Source organism: Variovorax sp. 679 (assembly GCF_003952185.1).
In the GTDB taxonomy this organism is placed as follows: domain Bacteria; phylum Pseudomonadota; class Gammaproteobacteria; order Burkholderiales; family Burkholderiaceae_C; genus Variovorax.
The window spans coordinates 1-17,924 of sequence record NZ_RXFS01000009.1; the positions used below are offsets into that span (position 1 = coordinate 1).

Genomic DNA, 17,924 nt, shown 5'->3' on the forward strand with positions numbered 1-17,924 from the left:
AATCTGTCATCCTTCTACCGACTACAACCAACCCGGACGTACAGACGTCAAAACCCTAGCCATGTCTTTCGTCAATCACCTTCAGCTTATTGGCGCCTTCGCGTTTGTCTTGTTCACCGCTGTTTTCATTATTTGGTATACGGGAAGAAAACTTGCAAGTCGCAACTTCTCAGACATTCGCATCGTTTGGTATCTTTTTTCACTGACCTTGACCGTCACGCTCTTGATCGCTTGCTGGGCCAGCAGTGCGGGCGCCATTGACGGGGCCGGAAGCTTTCAAGGTGCCGCAGGGGCAGTGCTCCTCAAGTTGCTCAAGAGCACGCTTGATCTTGAAACCGCCTTCATCGTCTACGGCGGTGTTGTGGCTTTGATAGTCTTCCCGCAGTTTGCAAGTTGGGTGCTTAGCGGACTGCATGGTTGCGCCTCGACGCCGATCTTGGTCGGTCCGGCTTTCAGATTCTTCTTTTGGAGTGTCGTGAAGTCCTTGGTTGTCGTAGCGGGCGTCATTCTCACCACAGGTGTGTATGGCTGGTTAATTGGCTGGGAGGGGATGACCGCCAGACAAACCACAGTTCACGCATGCATAGCGCTGATGTCGCTCGTCGTAGCCTTCGCCTTGCTTTACGTCTATCGCGACCCTGATGATGCTCTTGCGCCGACAAGCAACCCAAGTCCACGCGCTGCGAAGCTCTGCAACTTCATTCTTCAGATCAATGCCTGGATGAATCGTCGGATCACGCCGCCCGCCGAGTCCACACCGCAAAAGCCTTCTTACACGATGAGTGCATCTTTCATCATGCAGCCTGAGGGGCAAATGGGGCAATGGAAGCTTTCTGCAAAATACAGATGGCCTTGAACCAACCGAGCCACCCGTATCTGAAAACTGGCGTTCTTGTGATTCCTGCTTGCCAAGCAGAACACGAGCCTCTTCCTACGTGTCTAGCATCTCTCATTCATCGCCAAACATTCAACGGATCGAGGAGAGCTTGCCAGTCATCATGACCAACTCGAGGTCGATTCGGTTTCTTGTGCTTGTTGTACCAAGCCTGATCGGTTAGCAACTCGTGCTCGCGCGTGAGGTCGCTGATCCCGCGTGTCTCTTCATGCGCTGCAAGACATTCACTGTTCAATCAAGCCGGATCAAACCCCGGCGCCGAACTGATCTCCGTCGGCTTGTAGATCTTGTGCTGCGCCACCCCGCTCCCCGCATCGGTCACCACCAGCAGGCGCCACAGCGGCTCGCGCTTGGAGCAGTCGCTTTCTTCCTTGCTGAGCTTGAAGCTGGGCACGCCGGGCGCGGTGCCCTTGACGGTCACGCGCAGCAGGGTCTGGCCCTTGGCGTTCGACACTTCGAGGTCGAAGCCCTTGCCGCTCATGTTCTCGGCCTTGTAGCCGTAGCCGGTGAAGTGCTTCACCACGTATTCAAGGGCGGCGGCCTGCACGGCTTCGGGCGTGGCCTTGTCGTCGTCGGCTGCCTTGGCGGCGGCGGAGAGTTTCTGCGGCACGTTGCCGCGTTCGCGGGCGGCCTGCACTTCGGCTTCGCTGGGCACCCAGCCGCGCGGGCCGCGCACGAGCACGGCGAGTTTCTGGTCGGGCTCCCAGCTTGCGACGTGCCATTCGTCGTCGTCGCGCACGCGGGTGGACACCTTGGCGTCCTTGTTGCTTTCGACTTCGAGGATGGCGATGCGGTTGGTCTGCACCACGGCGCGGAAGCCGTTGCCGGCGTCATAGCTGCGCTTGAGCAGCGCGAGGCGGTCCTTGGCGCGCTGCAGTTGCTGGGCGTTGCGCTCGCCGCCGCCGGCGCGGTGGTGAACGTCGAGTGATTCGAGGTAGAACCAGCGCCCGTTGGCGCCCAGGTTCACCCATTCGGCCCAGATGGTGGCGATGACGTTGTCGCCGGTGGCCAGCCATGCGTGCTCGAATGGCTTGTCGCGCGCGTCGAACACACCCATCTTGGCGACGATTTCCACCGGCGTGAGCCGGGGGCCCGAGAGCCGCATCTCGTCGATCACAGTGAGTACGCGGGGGTCGACTTCCTTTTCCATTCAGCGGAATTCTCTTGAGGTTGATGAGGTTGGGAGAGAGGGGCTGGGAGTATGCCGCATCGCCTGCGGCCGGGCGCCGGGCAGGCGCATTCGTGTGGCACGATCCGGCGCATGAACGAGCCGTCACGCCGCATACCGTATCGCACCTGGCCGGGGGCGCTGGCGGTGCTCCTCGCCATTGCGGCCTACGTGGGCGGCCTCACGTACTGGGACCGCCACACCTCGGGCAACCGCCCTCTTCCCGCCGGAAAGACGGTCGAGGCGGGCCAGGCCCGCTTCGTGCCGGCCGAGGGGTGGGAGATGGACGTTTCGCGCTCCAAGGCGGGCCAGTCGCTCATGCTCTTCAAGGGCGGCCACAAGTTCCTGGTTTCCACCTTCCCGTGGGCGGGCGGGCCCGACGGCCCGCTGGTGCGCCAGCAGCGGCTGATGGAGCGCGGCCAGCGGCTGCAGATCGACGGCGACGTGTCCGACTTCATCACCTCCTGGGGCCTGCAGGGCAAGACTTTCGCGTACTACAGCTCGAAGCTGGCGGGGCGGTTCTGGCAAGTAGTCGACCAGCGGCGCAAGTCGCTGGTGCAGATCGACTTCTACGGCTCCGACGACGGCATGGAAGAAGCGCTGGCGGACGCGCGCGGCATGCTCGACTCGATGGACCTGGAGGCGCCGCAGTGAACGCGCCCGTCTTCGCCCAGAGCAATCAGGATGCAGGCGCCTGGCCGGTAGGCACCGACTCCTTCTTCCAGCCGCGGCGCGTGGCGTTCTGGGTGCTGATAGCGCTGATCGTCAACGGGCTCTTCTACCTGGGCTACATGTTCTCGATCGGCTTCAGGGTGGTGCCGGTCACCGCCTTGTTGGGGCTGACGGTGTGGGGCATCTACACGCTGCTCTTCGTGCTGGCCTTCGGCACGCTCGACCTGCTGGAGCAGCATCCGCCGGAGGGCTACGTGCTGGCCTTCATGTGGGGCGGCATGGGGGCGGTGTATTTCGCGGCGCCGGCGAACGTCGCCATCCAGAGCCTGTGCGCCAAGCTGGTGTCGCCGGAGTTCGTGGCGGCGTGGGGGCCGGCCATTGCGGGGCCGATCACCGAAGAATTTCTGAAGCTCATGGGCGTGATCCTGCTCGTGCTGGTGGCGCGCAACCAGTTCCAGACGTACCTGTCGGTGCTGATCGTGGGCGCCATGGCGGGGCTGGGCTTCCAGGTGATCGAGAACCTGAGCTACACGGTGCGCTCCTCCATCCACTTTCCGCTGGAGAACCAGGTCTATCCGGTGCTGCTCAACCTGTTCACGCGCGGGCTGTTGAGCGGGCTGTGGAGCCATGCGGCCTACACGACGATCGCTTCGTTCGGCGTTGCGTGGTTCCTGCTGCATCCGCAGCGGCCGATGGTGGCGCGCATCGCAATGGCGGTGCTGTGCTTCGTGCTCGCATGGGCCATGCACTTCATCTGGAACTCGCCCTTCCTCGAAGACCTGTTCGACGGCGGCTATGGAGAGATGGCCGTCATGTTGGTGATCAAGGGGCTGCCCGCGATCATCGTGGCGGGGCTCTTCTGGCAGGTGGCCGCGCGCGAGAACGGCACCTACCTGCATGCGCTGGCAGCCTGGTTCGTGCCCGAGCGCGACCTGATCCGCGACGACGAATGGGTACGGCTTGGCGCGCCGATGCAGCGCTACAAGGTGCGCCGCGAAATGGGCTGGACCTACGGCTGGCGCGCAAGGCGCCTGAAGACACATCTGCAGCGCGAACAGCTGCGGCTGATCCGCAAGGCCGCAACCTACGGGCGCGGGGCGCAGACGCTGCGGCACGAATTGGCAGTGAGGCGGCTGCGGGCCAAGCTCGATCCGATCATCGAAGCGCGGGCCTGAACCGGGGCGTTGCTTTCTCGCGAGGAAGGGCAATTCCTGCCCTGAGTTGTTAAAAAAGATTGCTAAAGTCGTACGCGTCATGCGACGACAACAACAAGAAATGCTTGGACTGCGCCTCCTGGTGCTGCTGGTACTCGCGGTACTGGGGGCCAGCTGGGGCTTCTCCGCCCGGGCCGTCACGCTCGTCGAGCAGGCCCAACTCACGCTGACCCTGCATGGCCCCCACCCGGTGGCCCAGCCGCCGGAGCCGCACAGCGTGCAATTGCCCTACAACTGGGACCAGCGGCAAGGCGCTGTCGACGGCGAGGCGATGTTCGCGTTCGACGTTCCCATCACCGACCCTGCCGTGCCTCAGGCACTGTTCGTGCCGCGCATCGGCAACAGCTTTCGCGTGCTGGTCGATGGCCGGGAGCTGGCGCGGTTCGGCACCTTTCCGCCGGGGCCGTACGACGACGCTTCCTTCACGCCGCAGTACTTCACGCTGCCGGCGGCGGCGTCGGCCGGGCCTCGGCGGGTGGAAATCGTCATCGCCGCGCAGGCTGCCCGGCAAGGCGGGCTGTCGCCGGTGGTGGCGGGCAGCGAGGCGGAGATCCGGCCGCTGTATGAAGACGCGGTGTTCTGGCAAATCAGCGGCGGGCGCTTCATTGCCATCGTGAGCGGCGTGCTGGGAGCGCTGTCGCTGCTGGTGTGGCTGCGGCAGCGCGAATCGGTATACCTCTATTACGGGCTTGGCGAGCTGCTCTGGTCGGTGCAGACGGCGCGCGTGCTGTTCACGCATGCGCCGCTGCCATGGCCCTGGTGGGGCGTGATTCCGCTCGCGGCATTCCAGGCCGCGGTGCCGCTGCTGTGCCGCTTCGCGCTGGCCGTGGTGGGCAAGGGCGACACCCGGCTTGCGCGCTTCCTGGGCCTGCTGGCTCTGCTGGCGCCTGTCACGGCCACGATCGGCATCACGGTGCCGTTACTGTGGCTGATGCCGGTGTGGCAGATGCTGTTCCTGGTGGCAGGGCTGGCGATGGTGGTGGTGGTCGTGCGGGTGGCGATACGCAGCTCGGTGCTGGAACATCGCGTGCTGGGCGTGGCGGTAGTGCTGGTGGTGCTGAGCGCCGCGCGCGACAACTGGGTGATGCGTACATCGCCCGAGGCCTATGCGGTGGTGCCGTGGATACGCTTCGCATGGGTGGGCTTCGCCATCTCGCTGGGCTGGGTGATCGCCGAGCGCATGCGCAAGGACATGCGCGCGGTGGCGCAGATGAACGCCTCGCTCGAAGCCGAACTGGCCGAGCGCAACGCGGCGCTGGAAGCCGTCTTCGCGCGCGAACGCGAGGGCGAGAAAGCGCGCGGCGCGCTGGAAGAGCGCCAGCGCCTCACGCAGGACCTGCACGACGGCCTCGGCGGCCAGCTCGTCGGCCTGCTGCAGATGGCCCAGCAGCCGGGAGCCGCCATGGGCGACGTGGCGCTGCACCTGCGCGACGCGGTGGACCAGCTCAAGCTCACGGTCGACGCCATGCACGGCTGCGAAGGCGACGTGGCCTCCGCGCTGGGCAGCGTGCGCTACCGCCTCGGCCCGCGCCTGCAGGCCGCCGGCATCGACCTGCGTTGGGACGTGGGCTCGCTGCCCACGATGACCGGCTGGAGCGCACGCGAATCGCACCAGCTGCAGATGCTGCTGTTCGAGGCCTTCGGCAATCTGATGGCGCATGCGCAGGCGACGCAGGCAAGCCTGGGCGCGAGGCTGGTTGAAGGCACCGGGGAACACGCCATCGAGATCGAACTGCGCGACAACGGCCGGGGCTTCGATACGCAGGCCGCATTCGCGGGCAAGGGCCTCGCGAACATGCGCGCTCGTGCCGCGGCACTGGGAGGCACGCTCACCGTGAGTTCGCAGCCCGGGGAGACAAGCCTGCGGCTGCATCTGCCCGTGCCGGCGGCATCGACGACGGCAGCGGGCGAGTCCGCCGCCTCCGGGATGGATCAGCTGCCGATGCGTCCGGCGAACGGCACGTTGCGATAAGGACTGCGCGCCTCGTTCAGCAACATGCGGTTGGTGCGCAGCAGATGCTCTTCGCGTGCGTCGGAGTATTTCCAGATCAGGCCGCCGGCAATGTACGCAGCGCTCACCTGCGACCAGTCGGTGTACGCCTCGCGTACCTGCGTCGCAAGGCCGCCGGCAAAGCCCGCGAACTCCGCGCGCTCGATGTAGCCGAGTTGCACCGCCCATCGCGACAGGCTGGCCAGGCGCACGGCGTCCCATGCGACGAGGTCGGAGATCTGGTTCGGCGAGACCTTGAAATGCTTGCGCAGCGCGTCGACCCAGCTCTGGCTGCCCGACATCAGCTGGCCCAGCTCCGCCATCGGCTTGCCGCTTTGCGCCGCGAGCTCGCGATAGTCCAGGCTCTTGCGTGCCTTGATCTGGAAGAACGAGGGAAAGAAGGCGTCCATGACCATGCGCAGGACCGCTGGCGTTTCCTGCGTTGCCGTGTCGATCGCGGCAATGGCCTTCCACAAGGGGCGATAGGCCGAGCGCTGCCCCTCCTCGGTGAGCCATCGCGCGGTCTGCTCGAAGCTGGCGCGGTCATGCACGCTCCAGACGTGGGCGATGCCCTCGCGCAGCACGTCGTCGTCCTTGCCGGTGGGCACCGCGTTCAGGTAGTCGCCGTTGAAGGCGGACAAGGGTGCACTGAGCGTGACCAGCCATTGCTCTTCGCCTGCGAGCACATCGGCGGTGTCGAAGTGCAGTTTCTCGTTGTCCATCAGCGAATGGCTGAGCGCGTCCATCATTCCCATGGAAATTCCTGGTGATCGAAAACAGAGGAGTGGGCTGAGCAACTGGCGAACAGGCGCCAGCGTGGCGCGATCCGCGCGCCGCAGCCCGGAAACGGGCGATGCTACAAGAAGCGCTGGCCCGGATTCTGATGAATTCTTCCTGGCAGCTGGCGCCGGCGAAACGGAAAAAGGGAGGCGGGCTCAGCGCCCTCCTCCCTTTTGTTCTTTCCGACGCAGTGAAGCGCGGGACTACTTGCTGAAGCTCAGTGCGCTCGTCAGGTCACCCATCGGACGGCTGCCGTTCTTCACGAGCGCGGCGTCGCGATCGACCAGGCCCTGCAGCGGCGGCAGCGACCAGCGGTGCGTGATGAAGCGCAGCGTGGAGGCGGTGTCGTACTGGGTCTTGTCGACGAAGCCCTTCTTCGCGAACGGCGAGACGATGAGCGCGGGAATGCGCGTGCCGGGGCCCCAGCGGTCGCCCTTGGGCACGGTGGCGTGGTCGTAGAAGCCGCCGTTCTCGTCGTAGGTGACGACCACGAGCATGTTCTTCCACTGCGGGCTGGCCTGCAGCTTGGCGAGCACGTCGGCGATGTGCGCGTCGCCGTCGGCCACGCTGGCGTAGCCGGGGTGCTGGTTCAGGTTGCCCTGCGGCTTGTAGAAGCTCACGGCGGGCAGCGTGCCTGCGGCAACGTCCTTGAGGAAGTCACTGTCGAAGTCCTTCAGGTGAGCTGCGCGCGCATCAGGGTGGGCGACCGGATCGAAGGCCGCGTAGTAGTTGAACGGCTGGTGGTGCGACTGGAAGTTCGGCACCTTGTTGTTGTAGATGACGGTCCGGTCGCTGCTCGCTGTATTCCATGAGCCCGCATACCAGGCCCAGCTCAGCCCCTTCGCGCTCAGCAGGTCGCCGATGGTCTGGCCGGTCTGCGGCGGGAGCGTAGAGGCCGCGGCCGGGTCGGCCAGTTTTCCTGTCGTGTCGCTGGCCGACGGTGCATTGCCGCTCGGCTGGTATGCCGGCTGCATGGTGTTGACCGCGTAGAAGTTGCCGGCTGCGTCCTTCGGCGTCAGGGTGCTGTCCTTCAGGTATGTGGGCGCACCGTTGAGCACCGAGGTCGGTGCGTTGGCGGCAGGAGTGAGGCGCACGAAGTTGCCGTTGGCGTCCGTGTCGATGGCCGAGATCGACTTGTTGGCGGGCGAGTTGGCAGCATCGGCGTTCGGGTACTGCGGCGCGCAGGCACACACGAGGTACTGGTGATTCAGGAAAGAACCGCCGAACGCGCCCATGAAGAAGTTGTCGGCCAGCGTGAAGTTCTTCGCCACTTGCCACAACTGCATCTTGTTGCCGTCGTAGTAGCCCATGCTGAGGCCGCCGGCATCCGAGTAGGCGCTGAACTTGTCGTTCTTGCCGCCGTTGATCTGCATCTGGTTGTTGTAGAAGCGATGGACGAGGTCACGAGAAATGACCGTCTGCGGAATCTCGATACCGGTGTTGAAGAAGCCGGTCTTGGCGTCGATCTGGAACATCTTGTTGGGCATGCCAACCGTCTGCTGCTGGGTGATCGTGTACTTGACGTCCTGCCCTGCCGCGGCCACGCCGTTCCACACAGGCGGCAACGTCGGCAACGTCGATCCGTCGAAGTCCTTCTGCGGCTCCGGCGTGGTGGTCGACGAGGTCGGGTTCACGCCGGGAATGCCATTCGCGCCGGGGAACAGGCCGTACAGGTTGTCGAAGCCGCGGTTCTCGGCGTAGATGACGACGACGTTGGTGATCTGGTCGAGCGCGAAGCGGTTGCGCAACGCGGCGATCACGTCGCCGCCCGGGCCGGCTTCGGCCACGGCCTCGGCGATGCGCTCGATGGACTGGTCGATCTCGTTCTGCAGCGCGGTCCTGATGGCCGAGTCGGTCACCTTGTTGTGGTCCGCCAGCAGTTGGGCCTCGGGCACGCCGAGACGCGCTGCCAGCGCCTTGCGCGCGGCGGCCAGGTCGCCGCCGTTGGCATCCATCAGTGCGACGAGCTCGGTGCTGATGGCGCTCACCACGCCATTGGCGGCGGCCGGTGCGCGGAACACCAGCGGCTGCGTGACGGCGGTTTCTGTCTTGGTGGCCGGGTCGTAGCGCTTGCTCGAGGTGCCGATCTCGACCACCAGGGCGCCCTGCCCCGAGAGCGTGAAGGCACCGTCTGCGTCGGTGGTGGTGCTGGCCTCGCCGCTGTCGCAGCGGCCGTTGTTGTTGGCGTCGATGCAGACCTTGGCGTTGCGGTAGTAGCTGCCGGTGACCACGCCCGAGGTGGTGGGCGTGCTGTTGCCCGAAGGAAATGCGAAGAAGCCGGGGCCACTGCTGCTGCCGCCGCAGGCCACGACCATCGCCGCCGCCGCGATGGCCGTCGGCCAGGGGGTCAGGTGGCGCACCAGATTGCGCCCGCGAGTGGGCGCCTTGCTACGTTGGGAGGAGGTCATCATGTGTGGAGTTATGAGGTGTGGATGAACCAGACCGGCGGTCGGGCGGCAGGATGCTCTGCCTCGGCCGTGACAGCGGCATTTCAGGCGCACAGAGTGCTCTGGAGTCAGGTGGAGGTCAGGCCTTCTCGCGGCTCCAGCAGCCGTTGTTTCAGGTACTTCATGCAATGCGCGTCGCGCGGCGAAGCACTAATTCGCTCCTAAGTCTTTTGCCTTTTGACTGACACGGGGCAAACCTAGATTCATCCGCGATCCGCAGCGGCGACGCCAACTCGCGGCGGCGTTGCCTGCTGTTTCCCGCGCCCTCCCACACCCGAAAGAAGAAATTGAAAGCCACTCAAAAAATCAGATCCGGCTTGCTGTACCCCACGCTGACCGTGCTCGCAGCCTCGCTGCTGGCCGCATGCGGAGGCGGAGACGGTCCAGGTCCCGTCGCATTCCTGCCGCCTGCGAGCCAGCCCTCGGCTGGCGCGGGCGGCACCACCGTCAGCGGCGTGCTCACCGCCAGTGCGTTCAAGCCCGGCAGCAGCACCGACCCGGTGATCGCGGCCGGCTACTTCGCCGGTGCCACTGTCTGCGTGGACAGCAACGGCAACGGCCGCTGCGACAGCGGCGAGCCCTCAGCCGTGACGGATGCCAACGGCAAGTTCAGCCTGTCGCTTTCGGGCCCGTCGGCGCTCATCGCCGACATCGGCACCAATGCGAAGAACACCGCCACCAACACCAACGTGCCCACACGCGAAGTGCTTCGCGTGACGCTCGACCAGGTGAACGAGCAAGGCACCTCGGTGGTGGTGAGCCCGCTGTCGTCCGAAGTGGCTCGCCTGATCGAAGCCAACGGCACGAGCTACGCGGTCGAGAAGCAGAACCTGGCCACGCGCCTCGGCGTGCCGGCGAGCGCCGTGCTCGGCGACGTCAACACCGCCGCAGCCGGCGTGCAGACCGCCCTGCTCGCCGAGTCGAATGCTCTGAACAACCGCTTTGCCTACGCCACCACCAAGTTCGACCGTGGCGACATGTACCCCGACGCGCTCGCGAACCCCGGCGGCGATCCACGCCTGAGCGGCATGGCCGGCGTGACGGCCGCCACAGCCACCGTGGCCGACAACCGCAAGAAGATCACCTTCCTGCAGTCGCAGCAGGCGGCCTTCAACGTGGAAGGCGTTCCGCGCTACGACAACATCTTCATCGTGATGCTGGAGAACAAGGCCACGATGTCGATCCTGAACTCGGCCTACGCGCCCAAGATCAACGGCTACCTGAAGGCCGGCAACCAGCTCGCGAGCTACTACGCCACGGGCAACCCGAGCGAGCCGAACTACACGGCGCTGGGTGGTGCGGACGACTGGGGCATCACGGATGACAGCCAGTGGAACTGCGACGCCACCGGCGCCAATGCCGTGCAGGACACGCCCGTGCCCGACAACACGCAGCCGGGCCTGGCCAAGTCGCCGTTCGCGGCCACCTGCACACAGAAGGCGGCGGTCAACCACAACATCGTGGGCAAGCCCAACCTCTTCAACGCAATGACGAGCGCCGGCCTGACCTGGCGCACCTACAGCGAGTCGATGAACCCGGGTCAGGACTTCCGCACCGACAGCGTGGCCGACAACAACGTCACCGCAAAGGACAACGTGTATGCCCCGGGCACGCTCGGCGGCAACGCCGCGACCATCGGCGACCCCACGCTGGTTCTGCCGCTGCCGGCGGGCCTGTACAAGACCAAGCACCACCCGGGCATGGCCTACCAGAACGTGCGCAGCGCGCCCGAGTGGAAGTACAGCAACCGCACCATGGGCGGCGGCCAGTGGGACGCGGCGTTGAAGAGCAGTACCGACTACACCATTCCCGCAAGCTACGACTACGACCAGCTCGGCACCGACCTGGCCAGCGGCAACGTCGGCAATCTGAACTTCCTGGTGCCCGACCAGTGCGACGACATGCACGGCATCAGCGTGAAGGGCGTGGGCGGCACCGGCACCGCGAGCGACTGCAGCAGCGTCGCGAACAACGTATCGGCCAGCTCGGTCTCGCCGATCATCACGCGCGGCGACAACTACGTCGACTTCACGGTCCAGCGCATCCAGGCTTCACCGCTGTGGAAGAACACGCAGAAGCGCGTGGCCATCGTGCTGATGTTCGACGAGGGCAACGCCACCAGCGGCCTGAATTCCTGCTGCGGCTGGGTTCCAGCGAACGTCGGCAGCGCCAACCCGCTCATGCAAAACGCCGACGGCAGCTGGTCGATCGATACCAGCATCAACCACTACAGCGGCAGCGGCGTCGGCAGCGGCGGCAACCATGGCCACGGCGAAAGCATTTTCGGCATCCTGACCAACCAGCCCAACGCACCCAAGGGCGTGTCCGACAGCGATGCCTACAGCCACTTCTCGTTCGTGCGCACGCTGCAGGACATGTTCCAGCTGGCGGACCCGGCCGTCGACGGCTCGTACATGAACCGCTCGAAGTACACGGAAGCCTTCATCGCCCAGAACATCCTGAACCTGCCCGAGTACACGGGCAGCGCCGACACTCACTTCGACAGCGTGCGCCCGATCAATCACGCCTTCGTGATCCCGGCCGGCTACACGCAGAAGCAGTCGGGCGACGTGTCGACGACCGCGCAGGTCGGGCCTGATGCCAACCAGTTCAACGTCTGGTCGCTGAAGCAATGAGCGAACGCCGTTCGGGCCCGCAAGGGCCGGCGGCGGCGCGCGCGGGCTGGCTCGTCGGCCTGGCTGCGTTGGCCGTGGCCGGCGTGGCGGGCGGGGTGCTCATGTCCTGCGGCGGTGGCGGCGGAGGCGGATCGGCCGCCGCGCTGCCGCCGGCATCCGCGCCCGCGGCGGCCGCAAGCTTGCCCGCGGCGCCTGCCGCTGCCACCAGCACGCTGAGCCTCGCTGCGCAGGTGGGCCAGAAGATGTTCTTCGACAAGAACCTCTCGGGCTCGGGCGCGATGTCGTGCGCGAGCTGCCACGACCCGGCGCACGCATACGCGCCGGCCAACGACCTCTCGGTGCAGCTCGGCGGCGTGCACATGGACCAGGCCGGCCTGCGCGCGGTGCCCTCGCTGCGCTACAAGAACATCACTCCGGCCTATGCCGACCTGCTGGACAACCCCGACGGCATCAGCGTGCCGGGCCCCGGCGGCGGCTTCACCTGGGACGGCCGGGCCGACACGCTGGCCGCGCAGGCCCGCATTCCACTGCTCGACCCGATCGAGATGGCCAACGCGAGCACCGCCGACGTGGTGAACAAGCTCAAGGCGGCCGACTACGCGCCGCTCATCGTCAAAGCCTTCGGCGAGAAGGTGTTCGACGACAGCGACGCCGCATTCGCCAATGCGCTGCTGGCCTTGCAGGCCTACCAGCTGGAGGACACGAGCTTCCATCCGTACAGCAGCAAGTTCGACCTCTACGCGGCCAACAAGATCGGCGGCAACCTCACTGCGGCCGAAACGCGCGGACTGAAGGTGTTCACCAACCCGAACACCGGCAACTGCGCCTCGTGCCACTACCAGGGCGCGGGGCTCAACGGCAGCTCGGCGCTGTTCACCGACTTCTCGTACGAGGCGATCAGCGTGCCGCGCAACGCGGGCATACCGGCCAACAACGACCTGAAGTACTTCGACATGGGCGTGTGCGGCCCGATGCGCACCGATCATGTGCCGGCCGCGCCTAATGCGGCGAACAGCTTCTGCGGCATGTTCAAGGCGCCGACCATGCGCAACGTGGCGACGCGGCAGGCCTTCTTCCACAACGGCGTGATGCACTCGCTGGAACAGGTCATCCGCTTCTACAACACGCGCGACACGAAGCCCGAGCTCTGGTACCCCACCGTCGGCGGAACGCCCAAGGCGAAGAACGACGCGGACTTTCCGGCCTATGGCCTGGTCACCACGCAGTACACGGGCGGCAAGGTGCAGAAGTACGACGACCTGCCGCCGGCCTACGCGCCGAACATCGACACGCAACTGCCGATGGACGGGCGCGCAGCCGGCACCGCACCACCCATGTCGGAGCAGGACATCGCGGACCTGATCTGCTTCCTGAACACCCTGAGCGATGCGGATACGAAACCGGCCACGCCTGCAAAGCAGGGAGCCTGCGTCAATTGATTTGCCTATTCATGAACAACAAGACTCTCTTCGTGGCACTTGGTGCCGTCACCATGGCCGTGCTCGCGGGCTGCGGCCCGCAGCAGCCTGAAGCCAACCTGCAGAACCTGACTGTCGCCATGAACGCCTACCTGGCGAAGAAAGGCGACCTGTGCCTGGGCAAGAACAAGTGGCCCATCGACGTGCCGCAGCGCGAGGCCGGCACGCGCGCACGCAATGCGGTGCAGATGCCGGTGCTGGAACGGCTGGGGCTGGTGAGTTCCGAGAAGACGAAGGCCAAGGACGACAAGGACACCGAGGCCGGCGAGATCGAAGTCACGCGCTATGCGCTGACCGGCGAGGGAAAGAAGTACTTCCTCGAACGCGAGCCCCAGGCCGATTTCTGCGCGGCTCACCTGACGCTCGACAAGATCGTCGGCTGGGAAGCGCCCAAGAACGCCAAGGAGCCTTCCGAAGCGGTGGTGGTGACCTACACGTACAGGATCGATGCCGCTCCATGGACCGGTGATGCCGAAGTACAGAAGGCCTTCCCGATGGTCGACCGCGTGGTGCGCGGGGCCGGCACGATGCAGTTGAAGCAGAACTTCAGGCGCACCGAGACCGGCTGGATTCCGGCGGAGATCTGAGCCCGCGCATGGATACCGTGCTGCGTTTCCAGCCCGCGCTGGGCGACTGGGTTCTGCACAACCTGCGCCAGGGCTGTGCGGCCGCGGATGTGGTCGACGCCATGCGCGCGCAGGCCATGCCGCCCGACGCCGCGAGGGCCATCGTCGATGCCTTCGTGTTCGCGCTGCGCACCGGGGGTCCATTGCCCACCGACTCGGTGACGGTGGAGCCGGCCTTCCGCCACGAGCCATCGAGGCTGCCGCCTGGCACGACGATCCGTACCACGGACCGCGTCGTGCGCGTGGCTGCGCGCGCGGCGCAGCCGGCCCTGGCCATACTGAACGAGGTGTTGAGCGCACGTGAGTGCGAGGAGCTCATCGCGCTCGCAAGACCGCGGCTCGCGCCTTCGACAACGGTCGACCCGCTGACCGGGCGCGACCTCGCGGGCATGCAGCGCAGCAGCCAGGGCATGTTCTTCCGGCTGCGCGAGAACGCATTCATCGCGCGGCTCGACCAGCGGGTGTCGGAGCTCATGAACCTGCCGGTGGAGAACGGCGAGGGACTGCAGGTGCTCCACTACCCGGCGGGCGCGCAGAGCATGCCGCACTTCGACTTCCTGGTGTCATCGAACGAAGCGAACAGGGCCTCGCTGGCGCGCAGCGGCCAGCGCGTGAGCACGCTGGTGTGCTACCTCAACGAGGTCGAGGAAGGCGGGGAAACGGTGTTTCCCGAAACCGGCTGGTCGGTGTCGCCACGGCCCGGCAGCGCGGTGTACTTCGAGTACTGCAACAGCCTCGGACAGGTCGATCACGCTTCGCTGCATGCGGGCGCACCGGTGCTGCGCGGCGAGAAATGGGTGGCGACCAAGTGGATGCGGCAGCGGCGCTTCGTTGCCGCGGGAGAGACATGAGAACTGTCACATGGCTGACTTATTGGCGGCCGATTCTCTTCCGCTCCCTTGCGGCCCTGCCCGCCTCTTTTCCAGTTTCACGTGCCTGCGACACCCCTTCTCCACCGTAGCCCGGCCCTGCTCGCCGTGGCCGTGCTGTTCTGCGGAATGCTGACGGCATGCGGCCGCGATGCGTCGCTATCGTCACCGACGCCCGTAGCTGCGCCACAGGCAGCCCCAGCGCCTGCGCCCGCGCAGCCCGCCTACGTCGGCGCCACCTATGCGCCCGTGCCCGGTCGCCCGCAACCCAGCGCCGCGCAGCTCACCGAGATCGGCCGGCGCATCTTCTTCGACGGCAGCCTCTCGGCCTCGGGCAAGGCATCGTGCGCGAGCTGCCACGATCCGCAGCACGCCTGGGGGCCGCCGAACGCGCTGTCGGTGCAGCTCGGCGGTGCGGACGGCAAGCAGGAGGGCCCGCGCGCCGCGCCCTCGCTGCGTTATCTGGAAACGCTCATCGCCTTCACCGAGCACCACCACGACAACGACGGCGACGACAGCATCGACGCCGGCCCCACCGGTGGCCACATGTGGGACGGCCGCGCCGGCTCCGCGCACGAGCAGGCGGGCATGCCTCTGCTCTCGCCCGCCGAGATGGGCAACGCATCGGTGGCCGAGGTGTCGGCCAAGCTCGAACGCGCGGCCTACGCGGACGAATTGCGCAAGGCCTTCGGCGACGACGTGTTCAAGTCCCCGGACGCAGCCTTCAAGGCCGCTGGCCTGGCACTGGAAGTGTTCCAGCAGTCGCCGAAGGACTTCTATCCGTTCACGAGCAAGTACGACGCGGTGCTGCGCGGCCAGGCGAAGCTCAGCGTGGCCGAGGCGCGCGGGCTGCAGCTCTTCAACGACCAGAGCAAGGGCAACTGCGCCTCGTGCCACATCAGCCAGCGCACGCAGGACGGCGCGTTTCCGCTCTTCACTGACTTCGGGCTGATCGCGCTAGGCGTGCCGCGCAACCGCAAGCTCAAGGCGAATGACGATCCGGCGTTCCACGACCTCGGCCTGTGCGGGCCGTATCGCACCGACATGAAGGACCACCCCGAATACTGCGGGCTGTTCCGCACGCCCACGCTGCGCAACGTGGCGGTGCGGCAGAGCTTCTTCCACAACGGGGTATTCCATTCTCTGGAAGAAGCGATCCGCTTCTACGCACAGCGCGACACCGCGCCGCAGCGCTGGTATGCGCGCTCGGCGAGCGGCATCGTGCAGCAGTACGACGACCTGCCGCAGCAGTACCACGCCAACGTCAACACCGAAGCCCCCTTCGGGCAGAAGCGCGGCGACAAGCCAGCGCTGACCGAGGCGGAGATACGCGACGTGGCGGCCTTCCTGCGCACGCTGACGGACGCGGACCAGAAGAACGCGCCCGCCGCGCCAACCGCGAAGCAGCGCGGCTAGCCGCCGCCCATCCGCTCGACGTTCGCGTTGAGCCGCACGAGCAGCGCAGTCAGCTGCTCAACCTCTTCAGGGGAAAAGCCTGCCAACGCTTCCTGCGCGTGAGTGTCCATCAGCGTCTTGGCCTTGGGCAGGCGCCGCGAGGCAAGCGGGGTCAACGAGATCAGCCGGCTGCGCTTGTCCACCGGATCGGGCACGCGCTCGACCAGCCCGTCGCGCTCCATGCGGGCCAGCAGCTGCGCCATGCTGGGCTGCTCCACCTGCGCGATGCGCGCGAGCTCGGCCTGCGACAGCGCCTTGCTCTTCTTGAGCGACACCAGCACCGGCAACTGCCCCACCGCGAAGCCGAACTCGCGCAGGCCGCCATCGGCGATGCGGGTGAAGCCGCGCGTCACGCGGCCGATGAGTCTGAGGGGGTTGGAGGCTTCGTCGTCGGTCATGCCGGCATTCTATCTTCATAGGCTCCTATGCTAATATGAATAGGAACCTATCCTTTTCACGGAACAAGCAGAATGCACACCCATCCGCGCATTGCCATCGTCGGCGCCGGCCCCGGCGGACTCACGCTGGCGCGCATCCTTCATCTTTCCGGCATCCACGCCACCGTGTTCGAGCGCGAAGAGAACCCGCTCGCGCGACCGCAGGGCGGCACGCTCGACCTGCACGAAGACTCCGGCCTGCTGGCCATGCAACGCGCCGGGCTGGAGAGCGAGTTCCTGCGCATCGCGCGCTATGACGACCAGGGCTCGCGGCTGCTCGACAAGTCCGGCCGAGTCCTGTTCGAGGAACCCGACTCATCCGCCGGAAATCGCCCCGAAGTCGACCGCACCGCACTGCGCGACATGCTCCTGGCCTCGCTGCCGGCCGGCTGCGTGCAATGGGGCTGCGCGCTGAGCGACATGCGGCTGCAGGAAGGCGGGCAATGGAACCTCTTGTTCGCCAACGGCGGCGAAGCCGGCCCGTTCGACCTGGTCGTCGGCGCGGACGGCGCATGGTCGCGCGTGCGTCCACTGCTGTCGCCCTACAAGCCGCAGTACAGCGGCCTGACCTTCATCGAGTTCGGCATCGACGACGTGGACCGCAGCCATCCAGCCGTCGCGCAGCTCGTCGGGCGGGGCAAGCTGGAAGCGCAAGGCGACGGCAAGGAAATCATCGCCCAGCGCAACGGCAACGCGCATATCCGCGGCTACGCGATCTTCCGCGTGCCGGTGGACTGGGCGGCGAAGCGCTTCGACTTCTCGTCGCCCGCGACGGTGCGCAATGCGCTGATCGACGAGTTCTCCGGCTATGCCGATGCCATCACCGACCTCTTCCGCGCGAGCAACGACCAGTTCGTCGCACGCCCCATCCACGCACTGCCGGTCGGCCATTGCTGGGCGCCCCGGCGCGGACTCACGCTGCTGGGCGACGCGGCGCACGTCATGTCACCGTTCGGCGGCGAAGGCGTGAACGCCGCGATGCGCGACGCCGTCGAGCTCGCCGCCTCGCTGGCCCAGGAGAACGACTGGGCCACGGCCGTGACCCATTACGAAATGCAGATGTTCGAGCGCGTCGCCGAGGCCGCGGAAGGCTCGGCCGAAGCCGCCGCCGTGCAGATGTCGCACATCGGCGAGGCCCTGACGCTGGCACATCTGCAGGAGCACAGGGCCGTCGCCGCCTGAGCGCGCCCTGCGCCGGGGCATCCGACATGTATCGGTTTGACTTTATTTTAGATATATCTAAAATAATTCCGATAC

General features: G+C 66.2%; 14 protein-coding genes. 10 read left to right on the forward strand and 4 right to left on the reverse strand.

Going from position 1 to position 17,924, the window contains the following annotated elements; all coding sequences use genetic code 11:
* The coding region (locus tag EJO71_RS23005; protein WP_206169045.1) for a hypothetical protein at positions 1-856 on the forward strand (856 nt) is incomplete at its 5' end.
* Positions 857-1,130: 274 nt separating this feature from the next.
* On the opposite strand, the gene EJO71_RS23010 is transcribed toward EJO71_RS23005, so the two are convergent.
* A complete protein-coding gene (locus tag EJO71_RS23010; RefSeq protein WP_125951255.1) occupies positions 1,131-2,045 on the reverse strand; it encodes a DUF3883 domain-containing protein in 915 nt (304 codons plus the stop codon).
* Between the two features lie 111 nt (positions 2,046-2,156).
* Between EJO71_RS23010 and EJO71_RS23015 the strand changes: the two genes are divergently transcribed.
* The 3 genes from EJO71_RS23015 (at position 2,157) to EJO71_RS23025 (ending at position 5,921) form a co-directional block, all read left to right on the forward strand.
* On the forward strand, positions 2,157-2,717 hold the full coding sequence (locus tag EJO71_RS23015) for a hypothetical protein (RefSeq protein ID WP_125951254.1): 561 nt from the start codon (positions 2,157-2,159) through the stop codon (positions 2,715-2,717).
* On the forward strand, positions 2,714-3,910 hold the full coding sequence (locus EJO71_RS23020; RefSeq protein WP_125951253.1) for a PrsW family intramembrane metalloprotease: 1,197 nt from the start codon (positions 2,714-2,716) through the stop codon (positions 3,908-3,910). Before EJO71_RS23015 ends, EJO71_RS23020 begins: the two co-directional genes overlap by 4 nt.
* 100 nt (positions 3,911-4,010) lie before the next feature.
* Positions 4,011-5,921: an ATP-binding protein gene (locus EJO71_RS23025; protein WP_125951252.1), complete on the forward strand. Its 1,911-nt coding sequence runs from the start codon at positions 4,011-4,013 to the stop codon at positions 5,919-5,921.
* Here EJO71_RS23025 and EJO71_RS23030 read toward each other — a convergent pair.
* Both EJO71_RS23030 and acpA read right to left on the reverse strand, forming a co-directional pair.
* A complete protein-coding gene (locus EJO71_RS23030; protein WP_125951251.1) occupies positions 5,882-6,694 on the reverse strand; it encodes a DUF1266 domain-containing protein in 813 nt (270 codons plus the stop codon). The genes EJO71_RS23025 and EJO71_RS23030 overlap by 40 nt on opposite strands.
* Positions 6,695-6,922: 228 nt before the next feature.
* Positions 6,923-9,034 carry an acid phosphatase gene (gene acpA, locus EJO71_RS23035; protein ID WP_125951271.1) on the reverse strand — a complete coding sequence of 704 codons (2,112 nt, stop codon included), beginning with the start codon at positions 9,032-9,034 and terminating at the stop codon, positions 6,923-6,925.
* A 449-nt stretch (positions 9,035-9,483) separates the two neighbouring features.
* On the opposite strand from acpA, the gene EJO71_RS23040 reads away from it, so the two are divergent.
* From EJO71_RS23040 to EJO71_RS23060, 5 genes are all read left to right on the forward strand, one after another.
* A complete protein-coding gene (locus tag EJO71_RS23040; RefSeq protein WP_125951250.1) occupies positions 9,484-11,802 on the forward strand; it encodes an alkaline phosphatase family protein in 2,319 nt (772 codons plus the stop codon).
* A complete protein-coding gene (locus EJO71_RS23045) occupies positions 11,799-13,241 on the forward strand; it encodes a cytochrome c peroxidase (RefSeq protein WP_125951249.1) in 1,443 nt (480 codons plus the stop codon). The genes EJO71_RS23040 and EJO71_RS23045 overlap by 4 nt, the downstream gene beginning before the upstream one ends.
* An 11-nt stretch (positions 13,242-13,252) precedes the next feature.
* The gene (locus tag EJO71_RS23050; protein ID WP_125951248.1) at positions 13,253-13,867 is read left to right on the forward strand and encodes a hypothetical protein; all 615 of its coding nucleotides are present in this window, start codon (positions 13,253-13,255) and stop codon (positions 13,865-13,867) included.
* A gap of 8 nt (positions 13,868-13,875) precedes the next feature.
* Positions 13,876-14,757, forward strand: a complete 882-nt coding sequence (locus EJO71_RS23055; protein ID WP_125951247.1) for a 2OG-Fe(II) oxygenase — start codon at positions 13,876-13,878, stop codon at positions 14,755-14,757.
* Positions 14,758-14,838: 81 nt separating this feature from the next.
* Positions 14,839-16,191, forward strand: coding sequence for a cytochrome c peroxidase (locus EJO71_RS23060; protein ID WP_240651499.1), 1,353 nt, complete (start codon positions 14,839-14,841; stop codon positions 16,189-16,191).
* On the opposite strand, the gene EJO71_RS23065 is transcribed toward EJO71_RS23060, so the two are convergent.
* A complete protein-coding gene (locus tag EJO71_RS23065; RefSeq protein WP_125951246.1) occupies positions 16,188-16,628 on the reverse strand; it encodes a MarR family transcriptional regulator in 441 nt (146 codons plus the stop codon). The genes EJO71_RS23060 and EJO71_RS23065 overlap by 4 nt on opposite strands.
* Positions 16,629-16,700: 72 nt before the next feature.
* Here EJO71_RS23065 and EJO71_RS23070 point away from each other — a divergent pair, with 72 nt between their 5' ends.
* Complete coding sequence (locus EJO71_RS23070; RefSeq protein ID WP_125951245.1) at positions 16,701-17,849, forward strand: NAD(P)/FAD-dependent oxidoreductase; 1,149 nt, start codon at positions 16,701-16,703, stop codon at positions 17,847-17,849.
* The last annotated feature ends 75 nt before the right edge of the window (positions 17,850-17,924 follow it).

Coding starts and splice junctions, on each gene's coding strand:
- EJO71_RS23055 (WP_125951247.1), top strand. CDS start 13,876: ATGGATACCGTGCTGCGTTTCCAGCCCGCGCTGGGCGACTGGGTTCTG.
- EJO71_RS23030 (WP_125951251.1), bottom strand. CDS start 6,694: ATGGGAATGATGGACGCGCTCAGCCATTCGCTGATGGACAACGAGAAA.
- EJO71_RS23015 (WP_125951254.1), top strand. CDS start 2,157: ATGAACGAGCCGTCACGCCGCATACCGTATCGCACCTGGCCGGGGGCG.
- EJO71_RS23045 (WP_125951249.1), top strand. CDS start 11,799: ATGAGCGAACGCCGTTCGGGCCCGCAAGGGCCGGCGGCGGCGCGCGCG.
- EJO71_RS23010 (WP_125951255.1), bottom strand. CDS start 2,045: ATGGAAAAGGAAGTCGACCCCCGCGTACTCACTGTGATCGACGAGATG.
- EJO71_RS23050 (WP_125951248.1), top strand. CDS start 13,253: ATGAACAACAAGACTCTCTTCGTGGCACTTGGTGCCGTCACCATGGCC.
- acpA (WP_125951271.1), bottom strand. CDS start 9,034: ATGGTCGTGGCCTGCGGCGGCAGCAGCAGTGGCCCCGGCTTCTTCGCA.
- EJO71_RS23025 (WP_125951252.1), top strand. CDS start 4,011: ATGCTTGGACTGCGCCTCCTGGTGCTGCTGGTACTCGCGGTACTGGGG.
- EJO71_RS23070 (WP_125951245.1), top strand. CDS start 16,701: ATGCACACCCATCCGCGCATTGCCATCGTCGGCGCCGGCCCCGGCGGA.
- EJO71_RS23065 (WP_125951246.1), bottom strand. CDS start 16,628: ATGACCGACGACGAAGCCTCCAACCCCCTCAGACTCATCGGCCGCGTG.